Here is a 24,635-nt window from a genome sequence, read left to right as displayed (position 1 = left end):
GCTTCCACATTGGATCTATGGTGATCACAAGACCCCTTGTGGGAGCGGGCTTGCTCGCGAAGCAGGCGCTGCGGTCTTAGGGCTTTAATGCCTTCTTCGGATAAATGTCATACCGACTGGACTTGCCATCCAGCGCATGGCTCGGCTTCGGCCCGTCGATGCACGGCGCCTTGCGCGGACGCTTGACCACCACCCGGTGGCTGGCCAGGGCCAACGCGGCTTCGAGCAATGCCGGTGCATCCGGGTCATCGCCGACCAGCGGCCGGAACAGACGCATTTCCTTCTTCACCAGCGCGGTTTTCTCACGGTGCGGGAACATCGGATCAAGGTAGATCACCTGCGGTGGTTCACCCTCCCAGTTGCGCATCACCTCGATCGAATTGCCCTTGAGCAAGCGCATGCGCGCCACGATCGGCGCCACGTCGAAATCTTCCGCACCACGGGCCAGGCCATCCTCCAGCAAGGCGCCAATCAGCGGCTGACGCTCGATCAGGCTCATCTCGCAACCGAGGCTGGCCAGCACGAACGCGTCCTTGCCCAGCCCCGCCGTGGCATCCAGCACCCGCGGGCGCACGCCTTGGGCGACGCCGACGGCCTTGGCGATCATCTGCCCGCTGCCACCCCCGTACAACCGGCGATGGGCCGCACCGCCTTCGACGAAGTCCACCCGCACCGGCCCCGGCGCATCCGGCCCCAGCTGTTGCAGCTGCAAACCCTGGTCACCCACCTGCAAGGCAAATTCGCCGTCCGCCACTTGCATCGGCAAGCCCAGGCGCTCGGCCCATTGCTCGGCTTGTGGCTCGAAAGCCGCGTCCAGGGCCTGGACATGGATGCGGCAGGCCGCAGGTTGATCAATCATCGGAAAACACGCTCAAAAAATTAATGATCGGCAAAAACGGCCGATAACAAAACTATCGAGCATTTTGCCAGAGCTGAGCGTCGACCGAGAGAAATGTCAGACATTCAACCCACAATCACAGGTTTTATCTCGCCCTACGGCGACTACAACCTGCGAAACACCCAGGCACTGAGCGGCGTCAGCCACATCTGGCAGGATTTCTTTGCCCGGGCGCTGGCCGAACAGTCGGGTGAAGTGCTGCCGCAATCGCTGAACTTTCCACCGGTCGATCTCGAAAGCCCGGTTGAACCCACCGTTGGCAGCGACCTGCTGGCACACATCGTGTCCCAGCGCGAATGCGACGTGCAGGACACCCCGATCCGCCCGCCCGAGCCGCTGTTCCTGCCGATTGCCGAATTCGAAATGGACCTGGCCGACAAACCACGCCCACCGTTCCCGGTGGATGAAATCGTCGCCCAGCAAAAACAACAGGACTTCGAAAGCGGCTGGGTGCGCCCGATCGTGCTGAACGCCGGTCAGCCGCTGCCAGAAGCCAGCCCTGCCCCGCAACCACGTCCGCTGCACCTGCCGATCGCCGAATTCGAACTCGACCTGCTCGACAAGCCGTTCCCGCCATTCTCGCCAGAAGAACGGGTGGAACAGCAGAAACAACTCGATTTCGACAATGGCTGGGCCCGCCCGATCATCCTGCAGAACCTGCGCATCGCCGCCTGATCCTCAGCACCCTGCCACACTCAATGTTCAGCCTTTGAAGAACTGATTGGCCTTCTGGTACGGCATCGACCGCGAAGTGAAACCGAACGTTCCTGAGGACCGGATTTCTTCGGCTGCGCGGAAGAATTCGCCATACGCCGCCAGTGCCAGCGCCGAACCGACGCTTATGCGTTTGACGCCCATTTCACCCAACTGCTCGACAGTCAGCTTCAAGCCGCCCGACATCAACACATTCACCGGTTTTGGCGCCACGGCACGCACCACTGCCAACACCTCCTCGGCGCTGCGCAGACCAGGTGCGTAAAGCACGTCGGCACCGGCCTCGGCGAATGCCTGCAAGCGGCGGATGGTGTCGTTCAGATCGGGATTGCCGTGCAGGAAGTTTTCGGCCCGGGCGGTCAATGTGAAGGGGAACGGCAAACTGCGAGCGGCCGCGACAGAGGCCTCGATTCGCGCCACGGCGTGTTCGAAACAATAGATCGGGCCTTCTTCGCGGCCGGTGGCATCTTCAATCGAACCACCGACGGCTCCGGCCTCTGCTGCGCGCAGGATACTTTTCGCGCAATCAGCGGGGTTGTCGGCAAAGCCGTTTTCCAGGTCGACAGCAACCGGCAAGTCGCTGGCGGCGACAATCGCCCGAACGTTCAACAGGGTATCGTCCAGGGTCAATCCGCCATCGGCACGGCCCTGAGAAAAGGCATAGCCGGCACTGGTGGTCGCCAGCGCCTCGAAGCCGAGGCTGGCAAGCATTTTCGCCGAACCGGCATCCCACGGATTGGGAATCACAAAAACGCCGGGGCGCTCATGAAGGGCTTTGAACGCCTGGGCTCGAAGGGTTTGCGCATCCATTGGGCAGGCTCCTGAAGAGGGGAAGGAATCCGCCTCAGAGCAGGCCAAGTTGCTCGGCGACGGGTTCTCTGTATAGCTCAGGCAGCGCCGGCAAGCCAGGCAAACGCAGCATCAGTCGGGCATGAAAACGCTGCGCCAGTTTCGCCGCCAGCAGGTTGTCGGCCGTGTGCAGGAAGATGTACGGCGTACGGCCTTCTTCGATCCATAGCGCGATTTTCTCGACCCATGGCTCGAGAAACGTATCGTTGGCCTCAAGCGTCGGGTGGCCGATAAAACGCACCTGCGGGAACTGCGTGAATGCCGCCGGGCGCGGTGGCACACGGGGCTTCTTCGATTGGGCGTGCAGTACCGAAGCCTCGGTAGACGTGCAACTGAACAGCGCACGGGGATCGAGACAGATACGTTCGACACCGCGATCCAGCAGCAGGCGATTGAGCATTCGCTCGCTGTCACCCCTGGCGAAAAAGTCATCATGTCGCACTTCAACGGCCAGCGGCCGCTGCAGGGCATCGATAAATCCGGCCAGTTCGGGCAAACGTTGGGGTGTGAAGCTTTTCGACAACTGCAACCACAGCGGCGACACCCGTTCACCGAGGGGGCTGAGCAATTGCAGGAAGGTGTCGGCGGCGGTCAACTGCTCGCGCAGGTCGCCCCCGTGGCTGATCTCGCCGGGAAACTTGGCGGTGAAACGAAAATGTTCGGGCATGGTGTCGGCCCAACGCTGCACGGTGCCGGCAGCCGGGCTGGCGTAGAAGGTCGTGTTGCCTTCCACGGCATTGAATACCTGGCAATAGAGATCAAGAAAATCAGCGGTTTTGGCGTCGGGCGGATACAGGTAATCGCGCCAGGCGTTCTCGCTCCAGGACGGACAACCGAGGTAATAAGGCAGCACCATCAGATGTACAGGTCGAGCCTCAGCACATCCGCTTCCCAATCGACGAAACCGGCAGTGCTCAGATAGCTGGCCAGGGCTGTCGCCACACTTTTGCTCATGGCACGGTGGTAAATCATGTCTTGCTGACGGGCGGGAAGATTGCTCAGTTTTTGCGCAGAGGCTTTGGCGGCGCGGGCAGCCAGTTGCTCTTCAGTCGGGAATTCCAGCTCGCCTTCGATATCGATGGCGTCGTCTTCCACCACGCGGCCTTTGCGAGGTTTGCGCTTGATGGGGTAGGACTGAGAGGAAACGCCGTCTATACGCATACGTGCATACTCGGAATCAGTGATGGCAGTTTAGTGGCGCAAAACCCGCTTCGCAAACCGCCGAGTGATAACTAGAACACATAAAAGGCAAAAGGTTTAAAAGCCGGGTTAGAAAATGATGCTTGGCAGAGTTAGCGCAGACCCCTAACCCTGTGGGAGCGGGCTTGCTCGCGGAAGCGGTGGGCCAGCCACGTCAAATGCTGGATGTGACTACGCCTTCGCGAGCAAGCCCGCTCCCACAGGTACTGCGTGAATCAACGCGCCTTGGGCGTCGCCACTTTATCCCGCAGATAAACCGGCTGCGCCTCGTCGGCCACGATCGCCTCGCCGCGTTCCCAGGCAAATCGCGCCAGGGTCAGCAGGTCTTCGGCGTGGGGCAACATACCCGCGTCCTGCCCGCTCAGGCTGACGGCGATACGCTCGCCATAGCCCCAACCAGTGCCTGCGCCAAACCACTCGCCACTGGCATCGGCCGGCAATGCAGCGGACTCCGGCGGCAGTACCGCTTCCGCACCCACCAGGCGCATCTCCCCGGCCGTTTCGCGGTAGCAACCCCAATACACTTCATCCATGCGCGCATCGATCGCGGCGGCGACCTGGGTGGCGCCGTGTTCGCGCAACGCACGTTGCGCCAGGACCGCCAGGTTCGACACCGGCAGAACGGGGCGATCCAGGGCAAACGCCAGCCCTTGCACCACGCCGATGGCGATGCGCACGCCCGTGAAGGCACCCGGGCCACGGCCAAACGCGATGGCATCGACCGCTTGCAAGGTGGTGCCAGCATCTGCCAGCAATTGCTGGATCATTGGCAACAGCTTCTGCGCATGCAGGCGCGGGATCACCTCGTAATGGCTCGTGACCTTGCCGTCATGCAGCAAGGCAACGGAGCAAGCTTCAGTCGCGGTGTCCAGGGCCAGCAAGGTGCTCATCGATGTTTCCGTAAAAGAGGTCAGAAAAAGTGCGCCAGTATAAACAACTACGGCCCGCAAGCGGGCCGTGGATGATGCAGCGGATCAGGTTTTTCAGCTCAGCGCTTCAAGTACCTTGGCGGTGATCGCTTCAACCGAGCCGACGCCTTCGATATGGCTGTACTGCGGCTTGCCATTGGCAGCCGACAGCTTCTGGTAGAAGTCCACCAGCGGCTTGGTTTGCGAATGGTAGACCGACAGGCGATGACGCACGGTTTCTTCGGTGTCGTCCTTGCGCTGTACCAGCTCTTCACCGGTGATGTCGTCTTTGCCTGCGGTTTTCGGCGGGTTGTAGACGATGTGGTACACGCGGCCGCTGGCCTCGTGAACACGACGACCGGCGATACGCTGGACGATTTCTTCGTCTTCGACGGCGATTTCAACCACTGCATCCAGCTCGACGCCGGCCGTCACCAGGGCTTCAGCCTGGGGAATGGTGCGCGGGAAGCCGTCGAACAGGAAACCGTTGGCGCAGTCGGACTGGGCGATGCGGTCCTTGACCAGTGCGATGATCAGGTCATCGGACACCAGGCCGCCGGCATCCATGATGCTCTTGGCCTTGATGCCCAGCTCGGTGCCGGCCTTGACCGCAGCACGCAGCATGTCGCCGGTGGAGATTTGCGGAATGCCGAATTTTTCGGTGATGAACTTAGCCTGAGTACCTTTACCGGCCCCGGGAGCTCCCAGCAGAATGACGCGCATCGATGTGCTCCTCAATTTTTTATATGGATAACGTCAGATTCGCCTCGTGGGGCCAATCTCAAAAATAGGGTCGTGACCGCCCAAACGGTCAAAGGCTGCTCAAGATACACAGCAGGCTGCGCCCACACAAGACGCCAAAAGTCGGAGAAACCGCTGCCTGTTGCGACCATTGCGCACAGTTCCCCAAGTCGCAACCCCATCATTAACTGTCGCCTGACAGCACTTTTCAACCCGTCATACAGCGGCATCCGACTCACCTGCCGGATGCCTGACCCCACGGCAAAAACCTTAGCCGGTGTTACGCAAACCGGCGGCAATCCCCGCGACAGACACCAGCAAGGCCTGTTCTACCGGGCTGCCCTGCGCCACGTCCTGCAATCGCGAACGGGCCAGCAACTCGGCCTGCAATAGATGAAGCGGGTCGAGGTAGGTGTTGCGCAAGCGGATGAACTCAAGGGTCGCGGGGCTATGTGCCAGTAGCTGCGACTGCCCGGTCAGACCGAGAACGATGGTGCACGCCTGCGACAATAGGTCGCGTAAGTGCGCACCCAATGGCAACAGATTCGGCTCGACCAGACGCTCATCGTAGGACTGCGCAATGTCGGCATCGGCCTTGGCCAGGACCATTTCCAGCATGTCGATGCGGGTGCGGAAGAACGGCCACTGCTCACGCATCTGCCCCAGCAGTTCGCCTTCGCCACGCTCCAGTGCCTTGCTCAGTGCTGCTTCCCAACCCAGCCACGCCGGCAGCATCAGGCGCGTCTGGGTCCAGCCGAAGATCCACGGAATCGCCCGCAGGCTTTCGATGCCCCCGGCCCGACGCTTGGCCGGACGACTGCCCAGCGGCAAACGACCGAGTTCCTGTTCCGGCGTGGACTGGCGGAAATACTCCACGAACTGCGGATTTTCCCGGACCACGGCGCGGTAAGCACTGACACCGTCTGCGGCCAGTTCGTCCATCAAATGGCGCCACTCAGGCGTCGGTGGCGGTGGAGGCAGCAAGGTTGCTTCAAGCACGGCGGCCAGGTACAGGTTGAGGTTCTGTTCGGCGATGTCTGGCAGGCCGAATTTGAATCGAATCATTTCACCCTGTTCGGTGGTGCGGAAACGCCCCGCCACAGAACCCGGCGGCTGCGACAGGATCGCCGCGTGGGCCGGGCCGCCGCCACGCCCCACGGTGCCACCGCGACCGTGGAACAACAGCAGTTCAACGGCGTTCGAGCGACAGATATCCACCAGTTGCTCCTGCGCCCGGTACTGCGCCCAGGCCGCCGCGGTGGTGCCAGCGTCCTTGGCCGAGTCGGAATAGCCGATCATCACTTCCTGCGGCCCTTGCAGGCGCGCGCGATAGCCCGGCAACAGCAGCAGCTTCTCGATCACCGGACCTGCGTTGTCGAGGTCGGCCAGGGTTTCGAACAGCGGCACCACGCGCATCGGCCGCAACACACCGGACTCTTTGAGCAATAACTGCACAGCCAGGACATCGGAAGCCGCACCGGCCATGGAAATCACATAGGAACCGAGGGATGCCTGCGGCGCAGCTGCGATTTCCCGGCAGGTCGCCAGCACTTCGGCGGTGTCGGCGGAGGGTTTGAAGTACGCCGGCAGCAAGGGACGACGATTGCTCAGTTCACGCGTCAGGAAGGCGATGCGCTCTTCTTCGCTCCAGTCCTCATAGCGGCCCAGGCCGAGGTAGTCGGTGATTTCAGTCATGGCGGCGGTGTGCCGCGAGGAGTCCTGGCGCACATCCAGACGGACAAGGAACAGACCGAAGGTCACTGCCCGGCGCAGACAATCGAGCAACGGCCCGTCGGCGATCACGCCCATGCCGCACTCGTGCAAAGAGTGGTAGCAAAGCTCCAGTGGATCGAGCAGTTCTCGATTGTCCTGCAGCACATCGGCGCCGGCGGGTGTGGCGCCGGTCAACGCACTGTGCGCCCAGTTGCGCGTGGCCCGCAGGCGTTCGCGCAGCTGTTTGAGCACGGCCCGGTAAGGTTCGGCGCTGTCTCCCGCCTTGGCTTTCAATTCATCGCTGGCCTGCTGCATCGACAGTTCAGCCGCCAGATGATCGACATCGCGCAGGTACAGATCAGCCGCCATCCAGCGCGCCAACAACAAGACTTCCCGGGTAACCGCCGCCGTCACGTTCGGATTGCCGTCGCGATCACCGCCCATCCACGAGGCAAAGCGAATCGGTGCCGCCTCCAGTGGCAAGCGCAGGCCGGTAGCGGCATGCAGGGCCTGATCGGCCTTGCGCAGATAATTGGGAATGGCCTGCCACAGCGAATGTTCGATCACCGCGAAACCCCACTTGGCTTCGTCCACCGGCGTCGGACGCGTGCGGCGAATTTCTTCGGTGTGCCAGGCTTCGGCGATCAGGCGCTGCAAGGTGGTCTTGATCTGCCCGCGCTCGGCACTGGTCAGGTCACGGTGATCCTGGGCCGCCAGTTGCGCGGCGATGGCATCGTATTTCTGGATCAGCGTGCGGCGCGCGACTTCGGTGGGATGCGCGGTCAGTACAAGCTCGATTTCCAGTCGCCCCAATTGCCGGGCCAGCGTTTCGGCGCCATGCCCCTCGGCGCGCAGGCGGGCGAGCAATTCCGGCAGCACCCGGGCTTCGAACGGCGCCTGTTGGGTTTCCTCGCGGCGGTGAATCAACTGGTACTGCTCGGCGATGTTGGCCAGGTTGAGAAACTGGTTGAACGCCCGCGCTACCGGCAGCAATTCGTCTTCGGTCAACTGGTTCAGGCTGGCACTGAGTTCGGCGTCCACGGAGCCGCGCCGGTCAGCCTTGGCGCCCTTGCGGATCTGCTCGATCTTGTCGAGAAAACCGTCGCCATATTGTTCACGAATGGTGTTGCCCAACAGCTCACCCAACAGGTGAACGTCCTCGCGCAAGCGTGCATCAATATCGGTCATCAGCAGGTCTCCAGCAAAAATCCGGGCGGCTAGTACCCTAGAGAGTGCCGCCCCAGACCGGTTCTTACAAGCAAGACGACGAAGGACCTTTAAACCTTGCCTGTTGAAGCTAGTCTGAAGATAAACCGTACAACGGCCATCGCCGGCCAAAGCCGGACACTCACCCTGCCTGCCACGAGCGGGAGCGCCATGAGGTCAATATGAAAATCCGCGAACTTGCCCACCACTGGGAAGAAAACGCCAAGGGTCGCCTGACCGACACCGGCTACTCGATTCATCTGGACGTCGAGTCGGCCGCACGGCTGGCCGCGATCATCGAGATGTACCCCAAGCGGCATCCCGAAGAACTGCTCGGCGATCTGATCGGCGCCGCGCTGGAGGAGCTGGAAAGAAGCTTCCCGTACGTCAAAGGCTCGACCGTGGTCGCCACCGACGAAGAAGGCGATCCGCTGTACGAAGACATCGGGCCGACCCCGCGCTTCCTGGCCCTGTCCCGTCGGCATCTGCACGATTTGTCGCTGCCTGACGACAAACAGAAGCATTGAACCCTGTGGGAGCGGGCTTGCTCGCGAAGGCGGTGTATCAGTCAACCTGGATGTTGAATGTTAAACCGCCTTCGCGAGCAAGCCCGCTCCCACAAGGGAACTTTGATAGCCACAGTTTTCTTTACTGCTCCAGCTTCTGCGGCGTTTCCTGCCCCATGCAACGCACGGCTTTTTTCTTGCTGTCGACCAGCACACCGGTCAGGCCTTTTTGTTCCATGTCGAACAGCACCAGCACGCCATCGATGCACTGTGCCACCTGGGCCGCCGGTTCCAGGGAGACCTTGTAGTCTTCGCCCGGAATGGTCTTGAGCATGGTGAACTCGTTGAGCAGCAACGCATCCTCAGGCTTGGCGAAGTGCAGGTAGCCGTACCACCACAGGGCACCGACCGTGCCGAGGATGCTGCAGATACCGGTGATGATCAGCGGGATGGCGTTACGTTCTTCACTCATTGCGGACTCTCTGGTGGTTCATCTTCAGAATTCGGGGGTGCCGGGTAATTGGGGATTTCACCCAGGCGGCGCAGGCCGTTGAAATGCTGCGGGTCATCGAGATAGCGCAGCATGACTTTACGCCAGACCGGATTGGCGAACGTCTGCACGTGACCGCCACGGGTCAGCTGCAGCACTCGCGGCGGCGGCGCAGCTTGATACAGTCGGATGCCGTTGGAAAGAGGCACGATCGGATCGTCGATGCTGTGGTAGAGCAGTTTCGGCACATCCTTGAGTTGCGCCATGGAGTTGATCGCGCTGTCGCCGTCCGGCACCAGCCATGACAACGGCACCTGAAACGGCCAGGTCAACCATGAGTTGCTCAGGGCAAACCGGCCCACGCTGCGGTAACTGGCGGGTGCGCCATCGAGGACGATGGCCTTGAGTTGCTTCTGGCGTTGCGGGTGCCGGACCAGGTAATGCACGGCCATCGAGCCACCGAGACTCTGGCCGAGCAGGATCAGCGGCTTGCCTTGAACCTCGGGTGCCTTGTCCAGCCAGGCGAACGCTGCATCGATGTCCTGATAGATTGCCGGCAGGCTCGGCTTGCCTTCGGACAAGCCATAACCGCGATAGTCCACGAGCAACACCTGGTAACCATTTTTCGGCAACCAAAAGCTCCCGCCGAGGTGCATGGGCAGGTTTCCGCCGTTGCCGTGCAGGTGCAGCACCGTGCCCTTGACCTCGACCCCTTGCTTCACCGGCAGCCACCACGCATTCAGCTTGAGGCCATCGGCGGTGTTCAAGGTGACGGTGCGGTATTCGAGCCCGGCCTTTTCCGGGGTGAACAACTGCCCGGGCTCGGGGTAGAACAACAGTGAGCTACAGCCATTCAATGCCAGGAGAAGGCAGACGATGCCGAGGATTCTCATCCGTTGAAACCTCGCTTTGACGATTGAAATACATGCCCCTGTGGGAGCGGGCTTGCTCGCGAAAGCGGTTTGACATTCAACATTTCAGTTGGCTGAAACACCGCCTTCGCGAGCAAGCCCGCTCCCACATTTGGATCTCACCTGCCTTAAAGGATATTGGAGTAATCCGCCTCGATGCGGTCCAGGCTCAGGTGGTTGAGGAAGTTGGAGAAACACATCCACGCCGACAACGCGTTCATGTCACGGAACTGTTCCGGCAAATACTTCGGTGGTACCACCAGGCCTTCATCCACCAACTGGCGCAAGGTGCGCATGTCTTCCAGGGTGGTCTTGCCGCAGAATAGCAGCGGTATCTGCTCCAGCTTGCCTTTACGCACCGCCAGTTGAATGTAGTTGTAAATCATGATGAAGCCCTTGAGGTAGGACAAGTCTTTGGTAAATGGCAGACCTGTCGGCACCGAGCCGCGGAACACGCGGCTGGCGTTGCTGTAGCTCTCGGGCATCTCGAAGCCTTGTTCGCGGAAGAACTCGAACACCTGCAGGAAATCCGCGCCCTCCTCCACCATGTGAATGGCCCGCGTGCGGTTGGTCAGCTTGCGCAGGCGGCTCGGGTAGGAAGCAAAGGTGATGATTTCCATCAGGATCGCCAGGCCTTCCTGGGTCACCGTCGACGAGGGTGGCCCCTTGGACAGAAAGGTGCAGATCGGCTGATTCAGACCATTGAGCGTCGTGCCTACATGCACCAGCCCTTCGTGGACTTCCAGGGCCCGCACGTCACGCTCGTTGAACATCGCGTCGGTGCGGATCTTGATGTAGTCGGCACCGGCCGCCGCATCGGCGACGATGCCGTCGGACTCGAACACCCGAATGGTTTCCTCGGCTTCGCCAAACACCTTGTTCAAGCGATGCTGCAACATGTCGACCGCATCCTTGGCAGTCAGCGTTTTCGGTTCATCTTTCAGATCGCCACGGCCGTCGATGTTGTTCAGGTATTCAGACAGCATCATGCCGAGGTCCGACAGGGTCGGGTCGCCAGCATGGAATGCGTCGGACGCGGCGCCGTACAGCTCCTGGGAAATCAGGCCGAAATCCTCGGTGCCACGTGCTTCGAGCATGCGCACCACCATGCGGTATTCCTTGCACATGCGTCGCATGATCTGCCCGACCGGGTTGAACTGGCCAAGCTGGCGGGTGATGTCGCGCTCGATGTTCTGGAACTCCAGCTTCACTTTGCTGGAATCGAACGCCAATGGCCGGTTGAGGTAGTAGTCGCGGTCCACTGCCGGCATTTCCTTGCCCTTGGCCTTGAGGAAACCCTTGCGAATGTTGTCGTCCCATTTGACCGCATCGAGAACACGGATCGGTGTCTGCGCCAGCACGATGCGATCGGACAAAATGCGTATCGACTGTTGGTAATCGTCCACCCGAAACTCCTGTAGAAACCTGTTGTTGCCGGTTATTTGGCTTTGGCCTGACGCTGGTAGCGCACCGCTTCGACGAACACATCGGAATTGGCCGGGTCGTCGAGGTAGGCGGCGACTTGATCCATGTTGCTGTCGACCAATACGCCATCGCCGTCGCTGGTCTGGAAGCTCTCACCGCTCAGGGCTTTTTGCTGCATGGCCTGGTTGATCTGGTCGAGGTCGAGGTTGTAGACCACCAGCTCATGCTTGTCGGTCAGCTCAAAACCGCCAATGGTGAAATGCCCGCCGAACTGTGCCGGTACCTTCGCCGACAGATACCAGCGGTTGCCATGGCGCGACACCGTGAAGGAATAAGCCTCCCGCTCCCCGGGCTTGGCCCGGTAATAGCTGACGGCCTGATAGCGGTTGTCGCCGACGCGGGTCAGTTCGAGGTTGAGCGGCTCGCCCCAGCCATTGGTGCTGGTCCATTTGCCGAGCAATCCCTTGGGCGCGGGTTCGCTTGTGGGCAGCGGCTCCTTGAAGGTTACCAGACAGCCACTGAGCAGCAGGAACGACAAGGCGATCACAACGACACGCCAGGCTTTCATTCAACACTCCCTTGATCACACGGCTTCACCCTGTGGGAGCGGGCTTGCTCGCGAAGGCGGTTCAATATTCAGCATTTAAGTCGACTGATACACCGCTTTCGCGAGCAAGCCCGCTCCCACAGGGGAAAGCACCAGCCGGGACTACTCCGACGCCAGCACCAGGTGCATGTAGCGCGTCAGGATGCCGAGCATTTCCTCCTCGGCGGCAGGCTCGCCTGCATTGAGCAGCCCCTGATACTCCATCCGGCCGATAATCGCCGTCAACACCTTGGCATCCTGATGCGGTTCGCGCGAGCCCAGCACCTGGAAAAGCTGGCAGGAGCCCTGCAACAGGATTTGCTGATGCGAGCGCACCAGTTCGGCCAGGCGCGGGTTCAGCAACGCTTCCTGGCGGAACGCCTGCTCGGCCATCAAATGTTCACGGCGATTGACCAGTTGCCGGTGAACGTAATCGGTCATCAGCCGTGCAATGTCGTCCGCCAGTTTCGAGCGCGCCTGCGGGCTGCCATCGCCACTGGCGATCATGTCGCGCAACAGCCCCTCGTTGTTCACCCACAGCTTGCCCATGTACGCCGCACTGCGCTCCACGTATTGGGCGAAGGTATCGGTGAGCAAGTCATCGATATCCTTGAAATAGTAGGTGGTCGCGGACAACGGCACTTGCGCCTCGGCGGCCACCGCACGGTGCCGGACGGCACGCACGCCATCGCGCACGACAATGCGCATCGCGGCGTCGAGAATGTCCTGTCGCCGCTGTTCACTGCCCTGTCGGCTGGCCTTGCGACCCTGGTACTGAACGCTTTCAGCGACCGCAGTGGCGATACCCGCTGCACCTTCTTGAGCCATTGCACGAATCACGACAGGTATTTCCTCTCAGATGAAAGTAACAAGTTGATACGTTTGTACCAGACAGGCAATAAAAAACCGCCTGAAAAGGCGGTTTTTTAATTGAAACACTTACGCTTGCGGCCGCATGTGCGGGAACAGGATCACGTCGCGGATCGACGGGGAGTTGGTCAGCAGCATCACCAGGCGGTCGATACCGATGCCTTCACCCGCCGTTGGCGGCATGCCGTACTCCAGCGCACGAACGAAGTCGGCGTCGTAGTGCATGGCTTCGTCATCGCCGGCGTCCTTGTCGGCCACCTGGGCCATGAAGCGCTCGGCCTGGTCTTCCGCGTCGTTCAACTCGGAATAGGCGTTGGCGATTTCACGACCGCCGATGAACAGCTCGAAACGGTCGGTGACGTTCGGGTTCTCGTCGTTACGACGGGCCAGCGGCGACACTTCGAACGGGTACTGGGTAATGAAGTGCGGCTGTTCCAGCTTGTGCTCGACCAGCTCTTCGAAAATCATCACCTGCAGCTTGCCCAGGCCTTCGAAGCCCAGCACCTTGGCGCCGGCCTTCTTCGCGATAGCCCGCGCCTTGTCGATGTCGTTCAGGTCGTCAGCGGTCAGCTCGGGGTTGTACTTGAGGATCGAGTCGAACACCGACAGACGCACGAACGGCTCACCGAAGTGGAACACCTTGTCGCCATACGGCACGTCGGTGCTGCCCAGAACCAGCTGAGCCAGTTCGCGGAACAGTTCTTCGGTCAGGTCCATGTTGTCTTCGTAGTCGGCGTAAGCCTGGTAGAACTCCAACATGGTGAATTCAGGGTTGTGACGAGTCGATACACCTTCGTTACGGAAGTTGCGGTTGATCTCGAACACTTTCTCAAACCCGCCAACAACCAGCCGCTTGAGGTACAGCTCCGGCGCGATACGCAGGAACATGCCCATGTCCAGCGCATTGTGGTGGGTTTCAAACGGCTTGGCTGCCGCGCCGCCAGGAATGGTCTGCAGCATCGGCGTTTCCACTTCCAGGAAGTCACGCTTCATCAGGAAGCTGCGGATGTGGGCGATGACTTGCGAACGCACGCGGAAAGTCTGGCGCACGTCTTCGTTGACGATCAGGTCAACGTAGCGCTGACGATAGCGCTGTTCGGTGTCGGTCAGGCCGTGGTGCTTGTCCGGCAGCGGGCGCAGGGATTTGGTCAGCAGGCGCACGCTGGTCATTTCAACGTACAGGTCGCCTTTGCCGGAACGGGCCAGGGTGCCCTCGGCGGCGATGATGTCGCCCATGTCCCAGGTTTTCACCGCGGCCAGGGTTTCTTCGGACAGGGTCTTGCGGTTGACGTAGACCTGGATTCGCCCGGTCATGTCCTGGATCACCATGAACGAGCCACGGTTGAGCATGATACGACCGGCAACCTTGACCGGGATCGCAGCCTCTGCCAGCTCTTCCTTGGTCTTGTCCGCGTACTGTTTCTGCAGTTGCTCGCAGTAGTTTTCGCGGCGGAAGTCGTTCGGGAAGGCATTGCCCTTGGCGCGCTCGGCAGCAAGCTTTTCCTTGCGCAGGGCGATCAGGGAGTTTTCTTCCTGTTGCAGGGCTTGCGGATCGAGTTCTAGGTCGCTCATGTCTTTAGATATTCCATCTGGTTCGTTGTCCCCGGCCTGCGGCCGGGGATCGCCAGCAAGCTGGCTCCTACAAGGGATCGGGGGGTGTCAGCCGATCCCGTATTGCATTGCTTACAGCCCGGACTTCAGGCTCGCTTCCAGGTATTCGTCGATATCACCGTCGAGTACCTTGTCGCAGTCACTGCGCTCGATGTTAGTGCGCAGATCCTTGATGCGCGAGGCATCGAGTACATAAGAACGGATCTGATGACCCCAGCCGATATCGGACTTGGTGTCTTCCAGCGCCTGGGACGCCGCGTTGCGCTTCTGCATTTCCTGCTCGTACAACTTGGCCCGCAGCATTTTCATGGCGGTGTCCTTGTTGGCGTGCTGGGAACGTTCGTTCTGGCAGCTGACCACGGTGTTGGTCGGTACGTGGGTGATACGTACGGCCGAGTCGGTGGTGTTTACGTGCTGACCACCGGCACCGGAGGAGCGATAGGTGTCGATCCGCAAGTCTGCCGGGTTGATTTCGATTTCCACCTTGTCATCGATCTCTGGCGAGACGAACACCGCGGAGAACGAGGTGTGGCGACGGTTGCCGGAGTCGAACGGGCTCTTGCGCACCAGACGGTGTACGCCGATCTCGGTCCGCAACCAGCCAAACGCGTATTCGCCCTTGATGTGCACGGTCGCGCCCTTGATCCCGGCGACTTCACCGGCGGACAGTTCCATGATGGTCGCGTCGAAACCGCGTTTGTCGGCCCAGCGCAGGTACATGCGCAGCAGGATGTTGGCCCAGTCCTGGGCTTCGGTGCCGCCGGAACCGGCCTGGATGTCCAGATAGGCGTTGTTCGGGTCCATTTCGTGGCTGAACATGCGGCGGAATTCCAGCTTGGCCAGACTTTCCTCGAGACGGGCCAGCTCGGCGACGACATCGCCCACTGCGCCTTCGTCGTTTTCTTCGACGGCCATGTCCAGCAGGTCGCGGCAATCGGCCAGACCGGTGTTCAGCTCGTCCAGGGTATCGACGATCTGTGCCAGCGCAGAGCGCTCGCGGCCCAACTCCTGGGCATATTCAGGTTTGTTCCAGACGCTCGGATCTTCAAGCTCGCGATTGACTTCGGTCAGACGCTCGTGCTTTTGATCGTAGTCAAAGATACCCCCGAATAGTTTCGGAGCGCTCGGACAGGTCCTTGATGGTGTTCAGGATCGGGTTGATTTCCATGACGGGCAGCACTCGTAGGCGAACTTTTGAAAGCCGACGAGTATAACGGCAAACGGCCGCCAACGGCAGTCCGCCTGGCCGAAAAGCCAAGCCCTTGTAGGAGCGAGCTCGCTCGCGAAAAACGCTCAGGCACCGCGTTTATTCAGATAGCCATCGTCATCGTTAACGACCATCGCGAGCGAGCTCGCTCCTACAAAGGAAGGTTGTTCAGCCGATACCTACCTGGTTGCGCCCATTGTTCTTCGCCAGATACAGCCCCTTGTCCGCCGCCAGGATCAGGTCACGGCAATTGCTGCCGGTTTTCGGGGTGATGGTCGCCAGACCGATGCTGATGGTCAGGCTCGACCCTTCGCTCGGAGAGCTGTGGGGGATCTTCAAGGCCTCCACGGTCATGCGTAGTTTTTCCGCCACCAGGCGCGCACCGCCCTGGGAGGTATTGGGCAGCACCAGGGCGAATTCTTCACCGCCATAGCGGGCCGGCAGGTCGGACGGCCGGGCACTGGCGTCGCGGATCGCCGTGGCGACCTTGCGCAAGGCCTCGTCGCCTTCCAGGTGGCCGAAAGTGTCGTTGTAGGTCTTGAAGTAATCCACATCGATCATCAGCAACGACAACTGGCTCTGCTCACGCAGCGAACGGCGCCATTCCAGCTCCATGTATTCATCGAAGTGCCGACGGTTCGACAACCCGGTCAGGCCATCGGAGTTCATCAGGCGTTGCAGCACCAGGTTGGTGTCGAGCAACTGCTGCTGACTGACCCGCAACGCCCGGTACGCCGCGTCCCGCTGCAGCAAGGTCATGTAGGACCGCGAGTGATAGCGGATGCGCGCGACCAGTTCGATGGTATCCGGTAGCTTGACCAGATAATCATTGGCCCCGGCCGCGAAAGCCGCGCTCTTGATCAGCGGGTCTTCCTTGGTCGACAGGACGATGATCGGAATGTCCTTGGTCGCCGGGTGATTGCGGTATTCGCGCACCAGGCTCAGACCGTCAAGGCCGGGCATGACCAGATCCTGCAGGATCACTGTCGGTTTGATGCGGACTGCATGGGCGATGGCCTGGTGTGGATCGGCGCAAAAGTGGAAGTCGATGTTTTCCTCGTTCGACAACCCGCGCCGTACTGCCTCGCCGATCATCGCCTGATCGTCCACCAACAACACCATGGCAGCATTTTCGTCAGTCTTGAAGTCGTCGAGCTGTAATTCATTCATGTGCGTTCACCTGAGAACTGCCTGTGCCAGGATTGCTGCTAATGATAGTCATTTTGGAAAAATCTCCAGCAATCGTGGCGCTATCTTTTCCAGCGGGCGAATCTCTACGGCAGCATCGATAGCCGCGGCCGCCTTAGGCATGCCGTATACCGCGCTGCTGCTTTGGTCTTGTGCGATGGTCAGGTAGCCCTGTTGGCGCATGAGTTTAAGCCCCTGGGCGCCATCACGCCCCATACCGGTGAGCAAAACCCCCACGGCGTCACCGTTCCAGTGACTGGCCACGCTCTCGAAGAACACATCGATGGAGGGCCGGTAGATTTCGTTGACCGGCTCGGCGGTGTAGGCCAGCGTGCCGTTTTTCAGCAAGCGAATATGGTGATTGGTGCCGGCCAGCAATACCGTGCCGCTTTGCGGCGGCTCGCCTTCCTCGGCCAGGCGCACGTCGAGGCCGCTGGCGCTGCCGAGCCACTCGGCCATACCAGCGGCAAACACCTGGTCAACGTGTTGCACCAGCACGATGGCCGCAGAGAAATCACGCGGCAGTCCCTTGAGCAAGACTTCCAGCGCTGCCGGTCCGCCCGCGGAGGAGCCGATGGCAATCAGGCGCTTGCGCGAGGCCGAACCGCGTGGCGGGCCAGGCATTGATCGCGGCTGATTACTTTTGTCACCGATCAGCCAGCCGATGTTCGCGATCTTGCGCAGCAACGGTTCTGCCGCCTCCCGGGCATTGCCGGCACCGAGGGCCGGGGTGTCGACCACATCCAGCGCGCCGTGGCCCATGGCTTCAAACACCCGGTGCACGTTCTGTTGCCGATCCACAGTGACAATGACGATGGCGCAGGGCGTTTCGGCCATGATCCGCCGGGTGGCTTCCACCCCGTCCATCACCGGCATGATCAGGTCCATGAGGATCAGGTCCGGCGTCTGTTCGGCACACTTTTGCACCGCCTCCTTGCCATTGCCCGCGACCCAGACCACTTCGTGCGCCGGCTCGAATGCCAGGGCGCGGCGCAGGGCCTCCACCGCCATGGCCATGTCGTTGACGATTGCGATCCTCATGCACGCGCTCCTCCGATGAGCTCGACCACTGCATCGAGCAAGGCGTCGTCATGAAAACTGGCCTTGGCTAGATAATAGTCGGCCCCGGCATCCAGTCCACGGCGCCGGTCCTCTTCACGATCCTTGTAGGACACCACCATCACCGGCAGCGACTGCAGGCGATTGTCCCGACGCAGCAGCGTGACCAGTTCGATGCCGTCCATGCGCGGCATGTCTATGTCGGTGATCAGCAGATCGAAATCCTCCGAACGCAACGCGTTCCAGCCATCCATGCCGTCCACCGCAACCGCCACGTCGTATCCGCGATTGAGCAACAGCTTGCGCTGCAACTCTCGCACGGTCAGGGAATCATCCACCACCAGAATTCGTTTGCGGGCCGCCTCGACCACCTGATTGCCGTGACGGGCAATGCGCTCCAGACGCCCGGTATTGAGCAGTTTTTCCACCGAACGCAACATGTCTTCGACATCGACGATCAGCACCACCGAACCGTCGTCGAGCAAGGCCCCGGCGGAAATGTCCTGCACCTTGCCCAGACGCTCGTCCAGCGGTAGCACCACCAACGTCCGCTCACCGATAAACCGTTCCACCGCCACGCCGTAGATCGCATCGCGCTCGCGAATCACCACGACTTTCAGGGTTTGCCCGCTGTTCTGGCTGGCCGGGCGTTGCAGCAATTGGCTGGCCGCCACCAGGCCGACATGCCGGCCTTCGTGCCAGAAGTGTTGACGACCTTCGACCTGCACGATATCCGCCGGCTCCAGATCGCACATGCGCTCGATGTGCGCCAGCGGGAAGGCATAGGCTTCGTCGCCGACTTCCACGACCAGGCTGCGCACCACCGACAGGGTCAGTGGCACTTCAAGGTGGAAACGACTGCCCTCGCCCGCCTTTTGCTCCAGCACCACCGCGCCGCGCAACTGCCGCACCATATGCTGCACCGCATCCAGGCCGACGCCGCGACCGGACACCTCGGTGACCGTGTCGCGCAGACTGAAACCGGGCAGGAACAGGAACGTCAGCAACTCCTCTTCGCTCAACTGCGCGGCGGTTTGCGCGGGCGATAAATTTCGCTCAACGATGCTGCGACGAACCTTCTCCAGGTCCACGCCGTTGCCGTCATCGCTCAATTCCAGCACCAGCAGACCGGCCTGATGCGAAGCTCGCAGGCGAATCAGACCTTCAGCCGGCTTACCTGCCAGCAGGCGTTGCTCCGGGGTTTCGATGCCATGGTCTACCGCATTGCGCAACAGGTGAGTCAGTGGCGCTTCAAGCTTTTCCAGTACGTCGCGATCAACCTGAGTCTTCTCGCCTTCAATCACCAACTGCACCTGTTTGCCCAGGTCGCGCCCCAGATCGCGGACCATCCGCACCTGCCCGGTCAGCACGTCGGCAAACGGCCGCATGCGACAGGCCAGCGCCGTGTCGTACAACACCTGCGCCCGCTGGCTGGCATGCCAGGCGAACTCATCGAGTTCGGCGTTCTTTTCCATGAGCAACTGCTGGGATTGCGCGAGCAAACGACGCGCGTCCTCAAGGGTTTCCTGCACTTCCAGGCTCAAGGCGTGATCCTTGAGGTGAACATTGAGACTCTCCAACGCTCGCAGGCTGTTGCTCTGCATGCGCTTGAGTCGCTGCATGGTCGCCAGGTGCGGTTTGAGCCGCTGGGTTTCCACCAGGGATTTGCTCGACAGATCGAGCAGGCTGTTCAGGCGCTCGGCGGTGACACGCAACACTCGCTCGCCATTTTCGGTGGTGCGTGCGCTGCGCGAGGCTGGTGGCGGTTCGGCGGCAGGCGCCACCGGCTCAACCTCGGGCACAGATACTTCGAGCTGAAGTTCGGACATCACCGGCGCAGCAGGCGCACCCGGCGCACCCGCAGAGTTCGGCAACAGCGTCATCAACGCCACATAGGCCTCGATGTCCGCAACCTCCGGGTTGCTGCCCGGCGTGGCGATGCGCATCAGCAAATCGGTGCCATGCAGCAACGCATCGATGTGCTCGGGGCGCAGCGACAGGCGCCCTTCCTGGGCACTGACCAGGCAATCTTCCATCACGTGGGCAACGCTGACCCCGGCATCGACGCCGACGATCCGCGCCGCGCCCTTGAGCGAGTGCGCGGCACGCATGCACGACTCAAGCTGATCGGCCTGGGTCGGGTCACGCTCAAGCGCCAGCAGGCCGGCACTCAAGACCTGGGTCTGGGCTTCGGCCTCCAGGCTGAACAGCTCCAGCAAAGAGGTGTCGCGCATTTGCTCGGGGGTCATGTGAGGCTCCGGGTCACGGCGGACAGCAGCTGTTCTTCATCCAGCCAGCGCAGGCTGCGACCTTTGAATGGCAGCACGCCACGGGTGTATTTGGCGCTGGCCTGAGCACCCGAGCGCGATGCGGTATCGAGGATGCGCTCGTCGATGGCGTGAATCCCGTCGACTTCGTCTACCGGCACCACCACCGGCCCACCATGGGCCGCGATGATCAGCATGCGCGGCATGACCCGCGTACCGGGTGCCACGTTGCTGGTGCCGTCGAGGCCAAGCAGCTCCACCAGTGACAGACAGGCGACCAGCGCGCCGCGCACATTCGCCACGCCGAGCAAGGCGCGGGAACGCTGGTGCGGCAAGGAGTGAATCGCTTGCAGCGGCGCCACCTCGACCAGACTACGCGTAGCCAGGCCCAGCCACTCTTCCCCCAGACGGAACATCAACAGCGAACGGGTTTTTACCTCGTTCTCGACCGCGACGGACACTGGCCCGCGATCTTCCTGCTGCAATGCATAGCGATCGAGCAAGCGTGTGGCGGCCGCCGAATACACCGCACAATTGCGGCAATGAACATGTTCGGCCAGCAACGGGCAGGACTTGTCGCCGTGGATACCGATACGGTTCCAGCAGTCGTCGATGGCCTGGGCATCCCGGGTGACGCTAAAGGTGTCGGAGGCGATCATCGTTTACGCTCACTGTCGGCGGCGCGCGCGCTGCGCACGGCTCGCGCCTGCAATCGTCTGGCCCCCGCCGCGTCGCCCTGGGCCTGCAGCAACGCGGCCAGGTGCATCAACGCGTCGGGATATTGCGGTTCGAGGTACAACGCCTTGCGATAAAAGCCCTGGGCTTCCAGGACGTTCCCGGCGACATCGCTGAGCAGCCCCAGCCAATAGAACACCTGGGCTACCGGTTCATGACTGCGCAAATAGCTTTCACACGCAGCCCTCGCCTCGGCGCTTTTGCCTTCGTTGGCCAGCGCGGCGATGTTCGCCAGCAGCACGGCCGTATCGGTACCAGACGCTTTCGGCGCAGCAGCCAGCGGCACGACACTGGCGAATGGACGACTGCGCACTGGCGCAGGCGGTGGAGTACGCAGCGGTTGCGGCACGGGCAATGGTGCCGGAACGTATGCCGGAAAGGGTTCAGGGTCCGAAGTCCCCTGTCGACTGAACGCAAAGGACTGCGCGATACCGATCGAGCGCATCCCCAGACGCCCCAGCAGACCGCCCTCGGCCGGGCCGATAAACAGCACGCCGTCAACGTGGGTCAGGCTCTTGAGCACTTCGAAGACTTGCTTCTGGGTCGCCTGGTCGAAATAGATCAGCAGGTTGCGACAAAACACGAAGTCGAATGGCGGCTCACCGGCCAGCAACGCCGGATCCAGCAGATTGCCGACCTGCAAGCGCACCTGCTCCTGCACACGCGGGTTCAGACGATAGCCATCGCCCTCGGCCATGAAGTGGCGGTCACGAAACGCAATGTCGTCACCGCGAAAGGAATTCTTGCCGTACAAGGCTCGTCTGGCTTTTTCCACCGACAACGGGCTGACGTCCATGCCGTCGACCTTGAACTGGTGTGGCTGGAGCCCGGCATCGAGCAACGCCATGGCGATCGAGTACGGTTCTTCGCCTGTGGAGCACGGCAAACTGAGAATCCGCAGTGCGCGCAGGTTGTTGATCTCGACCAGGCGCTTGCTCGCCAGTTTCGCCAACGTGGCGAATGATTCCGGATACCGGAAGAACCAGGTTTCCGGAACGATCACCGCTTCGATCAATGCCTGCTGCTCGTCCCGCGAGCCCTGCAAGGTTCGCCAATACTCATCGGCCGAGGGTGCTTGCGAAGCGATGCTGCGCTGGCGCACCGCTCGCTCGATGATCGCCGGCCCCACCGAGGTCACGTCGAGCCCGATACGTTCCTTGAGGAAGTCGAAAAAACGCTGATCGCTGTTCATGGCCGTTCCTCCAGCAGCGCCGGATCCATTGGCGGCGAGGGAAACAACAATGCGCGCACTTGATCCTCCAGCAGATCGCTGACCCGTACCCATTGCAGCAAGCCCTGCTCGTCCTTGCGGACCGGCCCGAGGTAAGGCGTCTGGCGATTGTCCAGGCCGTAGGGCTGAAAATCCGCCGGATCGCAGCGCAAGGTGTCGGTCGCCTGCTCCAGAATCAGCCCGAGCAGCTGTGTCTCGCAGGTTTCATCCGGGCGATAGTTGACCAGCACCAATCGAGTGCTGGTACGGGCCTGTGCAGGCGTACCAAACGCCAGTGCGCTCAAGTCGATCACCGGCACCACGGCACCCCGATAGGCGAACACCCCGGCGACCCAGGCGGGGGCATGGGGAATGGGCTTCAATGGCAGGCGCGGCAGCACCTCGGCCACTTCGATAGCCTTCAAGGCATAGCGTTCGCTGCCGATGCGAAACACCAGAAACAATGCATGCGGCGCCTGCTTCACGACAGAGCGTTTGGCCGTGATTTCGCTCATCAGACTTTGAATCGCGAAACGCCGCTGCGCAGCCCTACGGCGACCTGGCTCAGCTCATCGATGGCGAAACTGGCCTGGCGCAGAGACTCGACCGTCTGGCTGCTGGCATCGCCCAACTGCACCAGTGCATGGTTGATCTGCTCGGCACCGGTAGCCTGGGCCTGCATGCCTTCGTTGACCATCAGCACCCGCGGCGCCAACGCCTGAACCTGATGGATGATCTGCGACAACTGCTCGCCGACCTGCTGTACCTCGGACATCCCGCGACGCACCTCTTCGGAGAACTTGTCCATGCCCATGACCCCGGCCGATACCGCCGACTGGATCTCGCGCACCATTTGCTCGATGTCGTAGGTGGCCACCGCCGTCTGGTCCGCCAGGCGCCGCACTTCGGTGGCGACCACGGCAAAACCGCGTCCGTATTCCCCGGCCTTCTCGGCCTCGATGGCAGCGTTGAGCGACAACAGGTTGGTCTGGTCAGCGACCTTGACGATGGTCACGACCACCTGATTGATGTTGCCGGCCTTCTCGTTGAGGATCGCCAGCTTGGCGTTGACCAGATCGGCCGCGCCCATCACCGAGTGCATGGTTTCCTCCATGCGCGCCAGGCCCTGTTGCCCGGAACCGGCGGCCACGGAAGCCTGATCGGCGGCGGTGGAGACCTCGGTCATGGTGCGTACCAGGTCCCGGGAAGTGGCGGCGATCTCACGGGAGGTCGCGCCGATTTCCGTGGTGGTGGCGGCGGTTTCCGTGGCGGTGGCCTGTTGCTGCTTGGATGTCGCGGCGATCTCGGTCACCGACGTGGTCACCTGCACCGACGAGCGCTGGGCCTGAGACACCAGAGAAGTGAGCTCGGTCATCATGTCGTTGAAACCGGTCTCCACCGCGCCGAATTCGTCCTTGCGCTCCAGGTTCAGGCGGCTGCTGAGGTCACCGGTGCGCATGATCTCGAGGATTTTCACGATGCGGTTCATCGGCGCCATGATGGCGCGCATCAACAACAGGCCGCAGAGGGCGGCGGCCAGTACCGCAATCGCCAGGGAAATGCCCATGATGACTTTGGCGGTGAGCACCGCATCATCAATGGCCGCGATTTCTGTGTCCGCCACAGTCTTGTTATGACGCAGGATGTCATTGACCTTCATTCGACCCGCTGTCCAGGTCGGGGTCAGTTCACCTTTGAACATGTTAACGGCCTCGGCGTTCTGGTTGCGTTTATACAACTCGATCACCTCGGCCAGAATCCGGTGGTAGTCCTCATGAAGTTTTTCGAAGGCTGCGTAATCGACCCTGTCTTCTTCGTCGGTAATCGTTGTACGGTAGAGGTCCATCTGCTCTTTCAACCGCTCAGCGAAGCCCTTGAAGTTCGCGGCATCCTCGGCAGAGAAGCCCTGCCCTTCCTCCAGGCCGAGCATGGCCTGAATGCGTACATAACTGTCGGACCACGCGCCACGAATCATCGAACTGTAATACAACCCTGGCAGAGCGTCCTCACGCACGCTGGCCTCGCTGTTTTCGATCTTCAACAGTCGGGAATACGAGACGACCACCATCAGCAACATGATGGTGATAATGACCGCAAAACTCGCCAAAATGCGTTGGCGCAACGTCCAGTTCTTCACAGTCAATCCTCGGGTCCGATTCGAAATGCGGGGAGTATAGCCGAGGGCGGTGTTTCAGTTATAAGACGGATGCGTACCACTTCTCATCCCATTGAAAAGTCTGGTCTGCGTCGTACGCAATTCTTGAGTCCGGCGAAGAACCCTGTAGGAGCCGGCTTGCCAGCGAAAGCGTAGTGTCAGACAGCCATTCACTGACTGAATGAC

Annotated in this window: 23 protein-coding genes; 2 read left to right on the top strand and 21 right to left on the bottom strand. The window is 61.2% G+C overall.

The features are described from left to right. Nucleotides 1-76: 76 nt before the first annotated feature. A complete protein-coding gene (locus AC06G5_RS05400) occupies nucleotides 77-859 on the bottom strand; it encodes a class I SAM-dependent methyltransferase (RefSeq protein ID WP_007995774.1) in 783 nt (260 codons plus the stop codon). 93 nt (nucleotides 860-952) lie between these two features. Between AC06G5_RS05400 and AC06G5_RS05395 the strand changes: the two genes are divergently transcribed. Continuing rightward, nucleotides 953-1,573, top strand: a complete 621-nt coding sequence (locus AC06G5_RS05395; RefSeq protein WP_413428706.1) for an energy transducer TonB — start codon at nucleotides 953-955, stop codon at nucleotides 1,571-1,573. Nucleotides 1,574-1,600: 27 nt separating this feature from the next. Here the strand turns inward: AC06G5_RS05395 and AC06G5_RS05390 are convergent, their stop codons facing one another. The 6 genes from AC06G5_RS05390 to ppc form a co-directional block, all read right to left on the bottom strand. Further along, nucleotides 1,601-2,422, bottom strand: coding sequence for an isocitrate lyase/PEP mutase family protein (locus AC06G5_RS05390; RefSeq protein WP_413428707.1), 822 nt, complete (start codon nucleotides 2,420-2,422; stop codon nucleotides 1,601-1,603). A 34-nt stretch (nucleotides 2,423-2,456) separates the two neighbouring features. Next, a complete protein-coding gene (locus tag AC06G5_RS05385) occupies nucleotides 2,457-3,317 on the bottom strand; it encodes a DUF72 domain-containing protein (RefSeq protein WP_413428708.1) in 861 nt (286 codons plus the stop codon). Then, nucleotides 3,317-3,622: a hypothetical protein gene (locus tag AC06G5_RS05380; protein ID WP_413428709.1), complete on the bottom strand. Its 306-nt coding sequence runs from the start codon at nucleotides 3,620-3,622 to the stop codon at nucleotides 3,317-3,319. Before AC06G5_RS05380 ends, AC06G5_RS05385 begins: the two co-directional genes overlap by 1 nt. A gap of 254 nt (nucleotides 3,623-3,876) precedes the next feature. Then, nucleotides 3,877-4,551, bottom strand: a complete 675-nt coding sequence (gene tsaB, locus AC06G5_RS05375; protein ID WP_008019587.1) for a tRNA (adenosine(37)-N6)-threonylcarbamoyltransferase complex dimerization subunit type 1 TsaB — start codon at nucleotides 4,549-4,551, stop codon at nucleotides 3,877-3,879. A gap of 93 nt (nucleotides 4,552-4,644) precedes the next feature. Beyond that, entirely contained in the window at nucleotides 4,645-5,292 is a 648-nt protein-coding gene (adk, locus tag AC06G5_RS05370) for an adenylate kinase (RefSeq protein WP_413428710.1), read from the bottom strand. Between the two features lie 288 nt (nucleotides 5,293-5,580). Next, nucleotides 5,581-8,211: a phosphoenolpyruvate carboxylase gene (gene ppc, locus AC06G5_RS05365; RefSeq protein ID WP_413428711.1), complete on the bottom strand. Its 2,631-nt coding sequence runs from the start codon at nucleotides 8,209-8,211 to the stop codon at nucleotides 5,581-5,583. A gap of 200 nt (nucleotides 8,212-8,411) precedes the next feature. Here ppc and AC06G5_RS05360 point away from each other — a divergent pair, with 200 nt between their 5' ends. Further along, a complete protein-coding gene (locus AC06G5_RS05360; RefSeq protein WP_413428712.1) occupies nucleotides 8,412-8,756 on the top strand; it encodes a pilin assembly protein in 345 nt (114 codons plus the stop codon). A 121-nt stretch (nucleotides 8,757-8,877) separates the two neighbouring features. Here AC06G5_RS05360 and AC06G5_RS05355 read toward each other — a convergent pair whose 3' ends face one another. The 14 genes from AC06G5_RS05355 to AC06G5_RS05290 all read right to left on the bottom strand — a co-directional run bounded on the left by AC06G5_RS05355 (nucleotide 8,878) and on the right by AC06G5_RS05290 (nucleotide 24,431). Then, nucleotides 8,878-9,207, bottom strand: a complete 330-nt coding sequence (locus AC06G5_RS05355) for a PA3694 family proteiin (RefSeq protein ID WP_008051386.1) — start codon at nucleotides 9,205-9,207, stop codon at nucleotides 8,878-8,880. Next, the gene (locus AC06G5_RS05350; protein WP_413425705.1) at nucleotides 9,204-10,118 is read right to left on the bottom strand and encodes an alpha/beta hydrolase; all 915 of its coding nucleotides are present in this window, start codon (nucleotides 10,116-10,118) and stop codon (nucleotides 9,204-9,206) included. Before AC06G5_RS05350 ends, AC06G5_RS05355 begins: the two co-directional genes overlap by 4 nt. Nucleotides 10,119-10,264: 146 nt before the next feature. Continuing rightward, nucleotides 10,265-11,542, bottom strand: coding sequence for a flavohemoglobin expression-modulating QEGLA motif protein (locus AC06G5_RS05345; protein WP_008019601.1), 1,278 nt, complete (start codon nucleotides 11,540-11,542; stop codon nucleotides 10,265-10,267). 32 nt (nucleotides 11,543-11,574) lie between these two features. Beyond that, nucleotides 11,575-12,129, bottom strand: a complete 555-nt coding sequence (locus AC06G5_RS05340) for a hypothetical protein (RefSeq protein WP_480459060.1) — start codon at nucleotides 12,127-12,129, stop codon at nucleotides 11,575-11,577. A gap of 141 nt (nucleotides 12,130-12,270) precedes the next feature. Further along, entirely contained in the window at nucleotides 12,271-12,975 is a 705-nt protein-coding gene (locus AC06G5_RS05335; protein WP_413425779.1) for a TetR/AcrR family transcriptional regulator, read from the bottom strand. Between the two features lie 111 nt (nucleotides 12,976-13,086). After that, nucleotides 13,087-14,589, bottom strand: coding sequence for a lysine--tRNA ligase (gene lysS / locus AC06G5_RS05330; protein WP_008019605.1), 1,503 nt, complete (start codon nucleotides 14,587-14,589; stop codon nucleotides 13,087-13,089). A gap of 111 nt (nucleotides 14,590-14,700) precedes the next feature. Beyond that, nucleotides 14,701-15,796 (bottom strand): peptide chain release factor 2 gene (gene prfB, locus AC06G5_RS05325; RefSeq protein WP_143512432.1). Its coding sequence is split into 2 segments (ribosomal slippage): nucleotides 14,701-15,723 and nucleotides 15,725-15,796, totalling 1,095 coding nucleotides; the frame shifts between segments, so codons are not numbered across the junction. A 207-nt stretch (nucleotides 15,797-16,003) separates the two neighbouring features. Beyond that, nucleotides 16,004-17,005, bottom strand: a complete 1,002-nt coding sequence (locus tag AC06G5_RS05320; protein WP_413425710.1) for a diguanylate cyclase domain-containing protein — start codon at nucleotides 17,003-17,005, stop codon at nucleotides 16,004-16,006. Between the two features lie 48 nt (nucleotides 17,006-17,053). Beyond that, entirely contained in the window at nucleotides 17,054-18,064 is a 1,011-nt protein-coding gene (gene cheB, locus AC06G5_RS05315) for a chemotaxis response regulator protein-glutamate methylesterase (RefSeq protein ID WP_413425712.1), read from the bottom strand. Then, nucleotides 18,061-20,331: a hybrid sensor histidine kinase/response regulator gene (locus AC06G5_RS05310; protein WP_413425714.1), complete on the bottom strand. Its 2,271-nt coding sequence runs from the start codon at nucleotides 20,329-20,331 to the stop codon at nucleotides 18,061-18,063. The genes cheB and AC06G5_RS05310 overlap by 4 nt, the downstream gene beginning before the upstream one ends. Further along, complete coding sequence (locus AC06G5_RS05305; protein WP_413425716.1) at nucleotides 20,328-21,008, bottom strand: chemotaxis protein CheW; 681 nt, start codon at nucleotides 21,006-21,008, stop codon at nucleotides 20,328-20,330. The genes AC06G5_RS05310 and AC06G5_RS05305 overlap by 4 nt, the downstream gene beginning before the upstream one ends. Then, entirely contained in the window at nucleotides 21,005-22,276 is a 1,272-nt protein-coding gene (locus tag AC06G5_RS05300) for a CheR family methyltransferase (protein ID WP_413425718.1), read from the bottom strand. Before AC06G5_RS05300 ends, AC06G5_RS05305 begins: the two co-directional genes overlap by 4 nt. After that, nucleotides 22,273-22,809 (bottom strand): chemotaxis protein CheW, encoded by a 537-nt coding sequence (locus AC06G5_RS05295; protein WP_413425720.1) that lies wholly within the window; start codon nucleotides 22,807-22,809, stop codon nucleotides 22,273-22,275. Before AC06G5_RS05295 ends, AC06G5_RS05300 begins: the two co-directional genes overlap by 4 nt. Beyond that, nucleotides 22,809-24,431 (bottom strand): methyl-accepting chemotaxis protein, encoded by a 1,623-nt coding sequence (locus AC06G5_RS05290; RefSeq protein ID WP_413425722.1) that lies wholly within the window; start codon nucleotides 24,429-24,431, stop codon nucleotides 22,809-22,811. Before AC06G5_RS05290 ends, AC06G5_RS05295 begins: the two co-directional genes overlap by 1 nt. Nucleotides 24,432-24,635: the final 204 nt, after the last annotated feature.

This window comes from Pseudomonas sp. WT-JTC (assembly GCF_056711565.1).
Note: the sequence above shows the minus strand (reverse complement) of the source record. Positions and strands in the feature narration are given on the sequence as shown.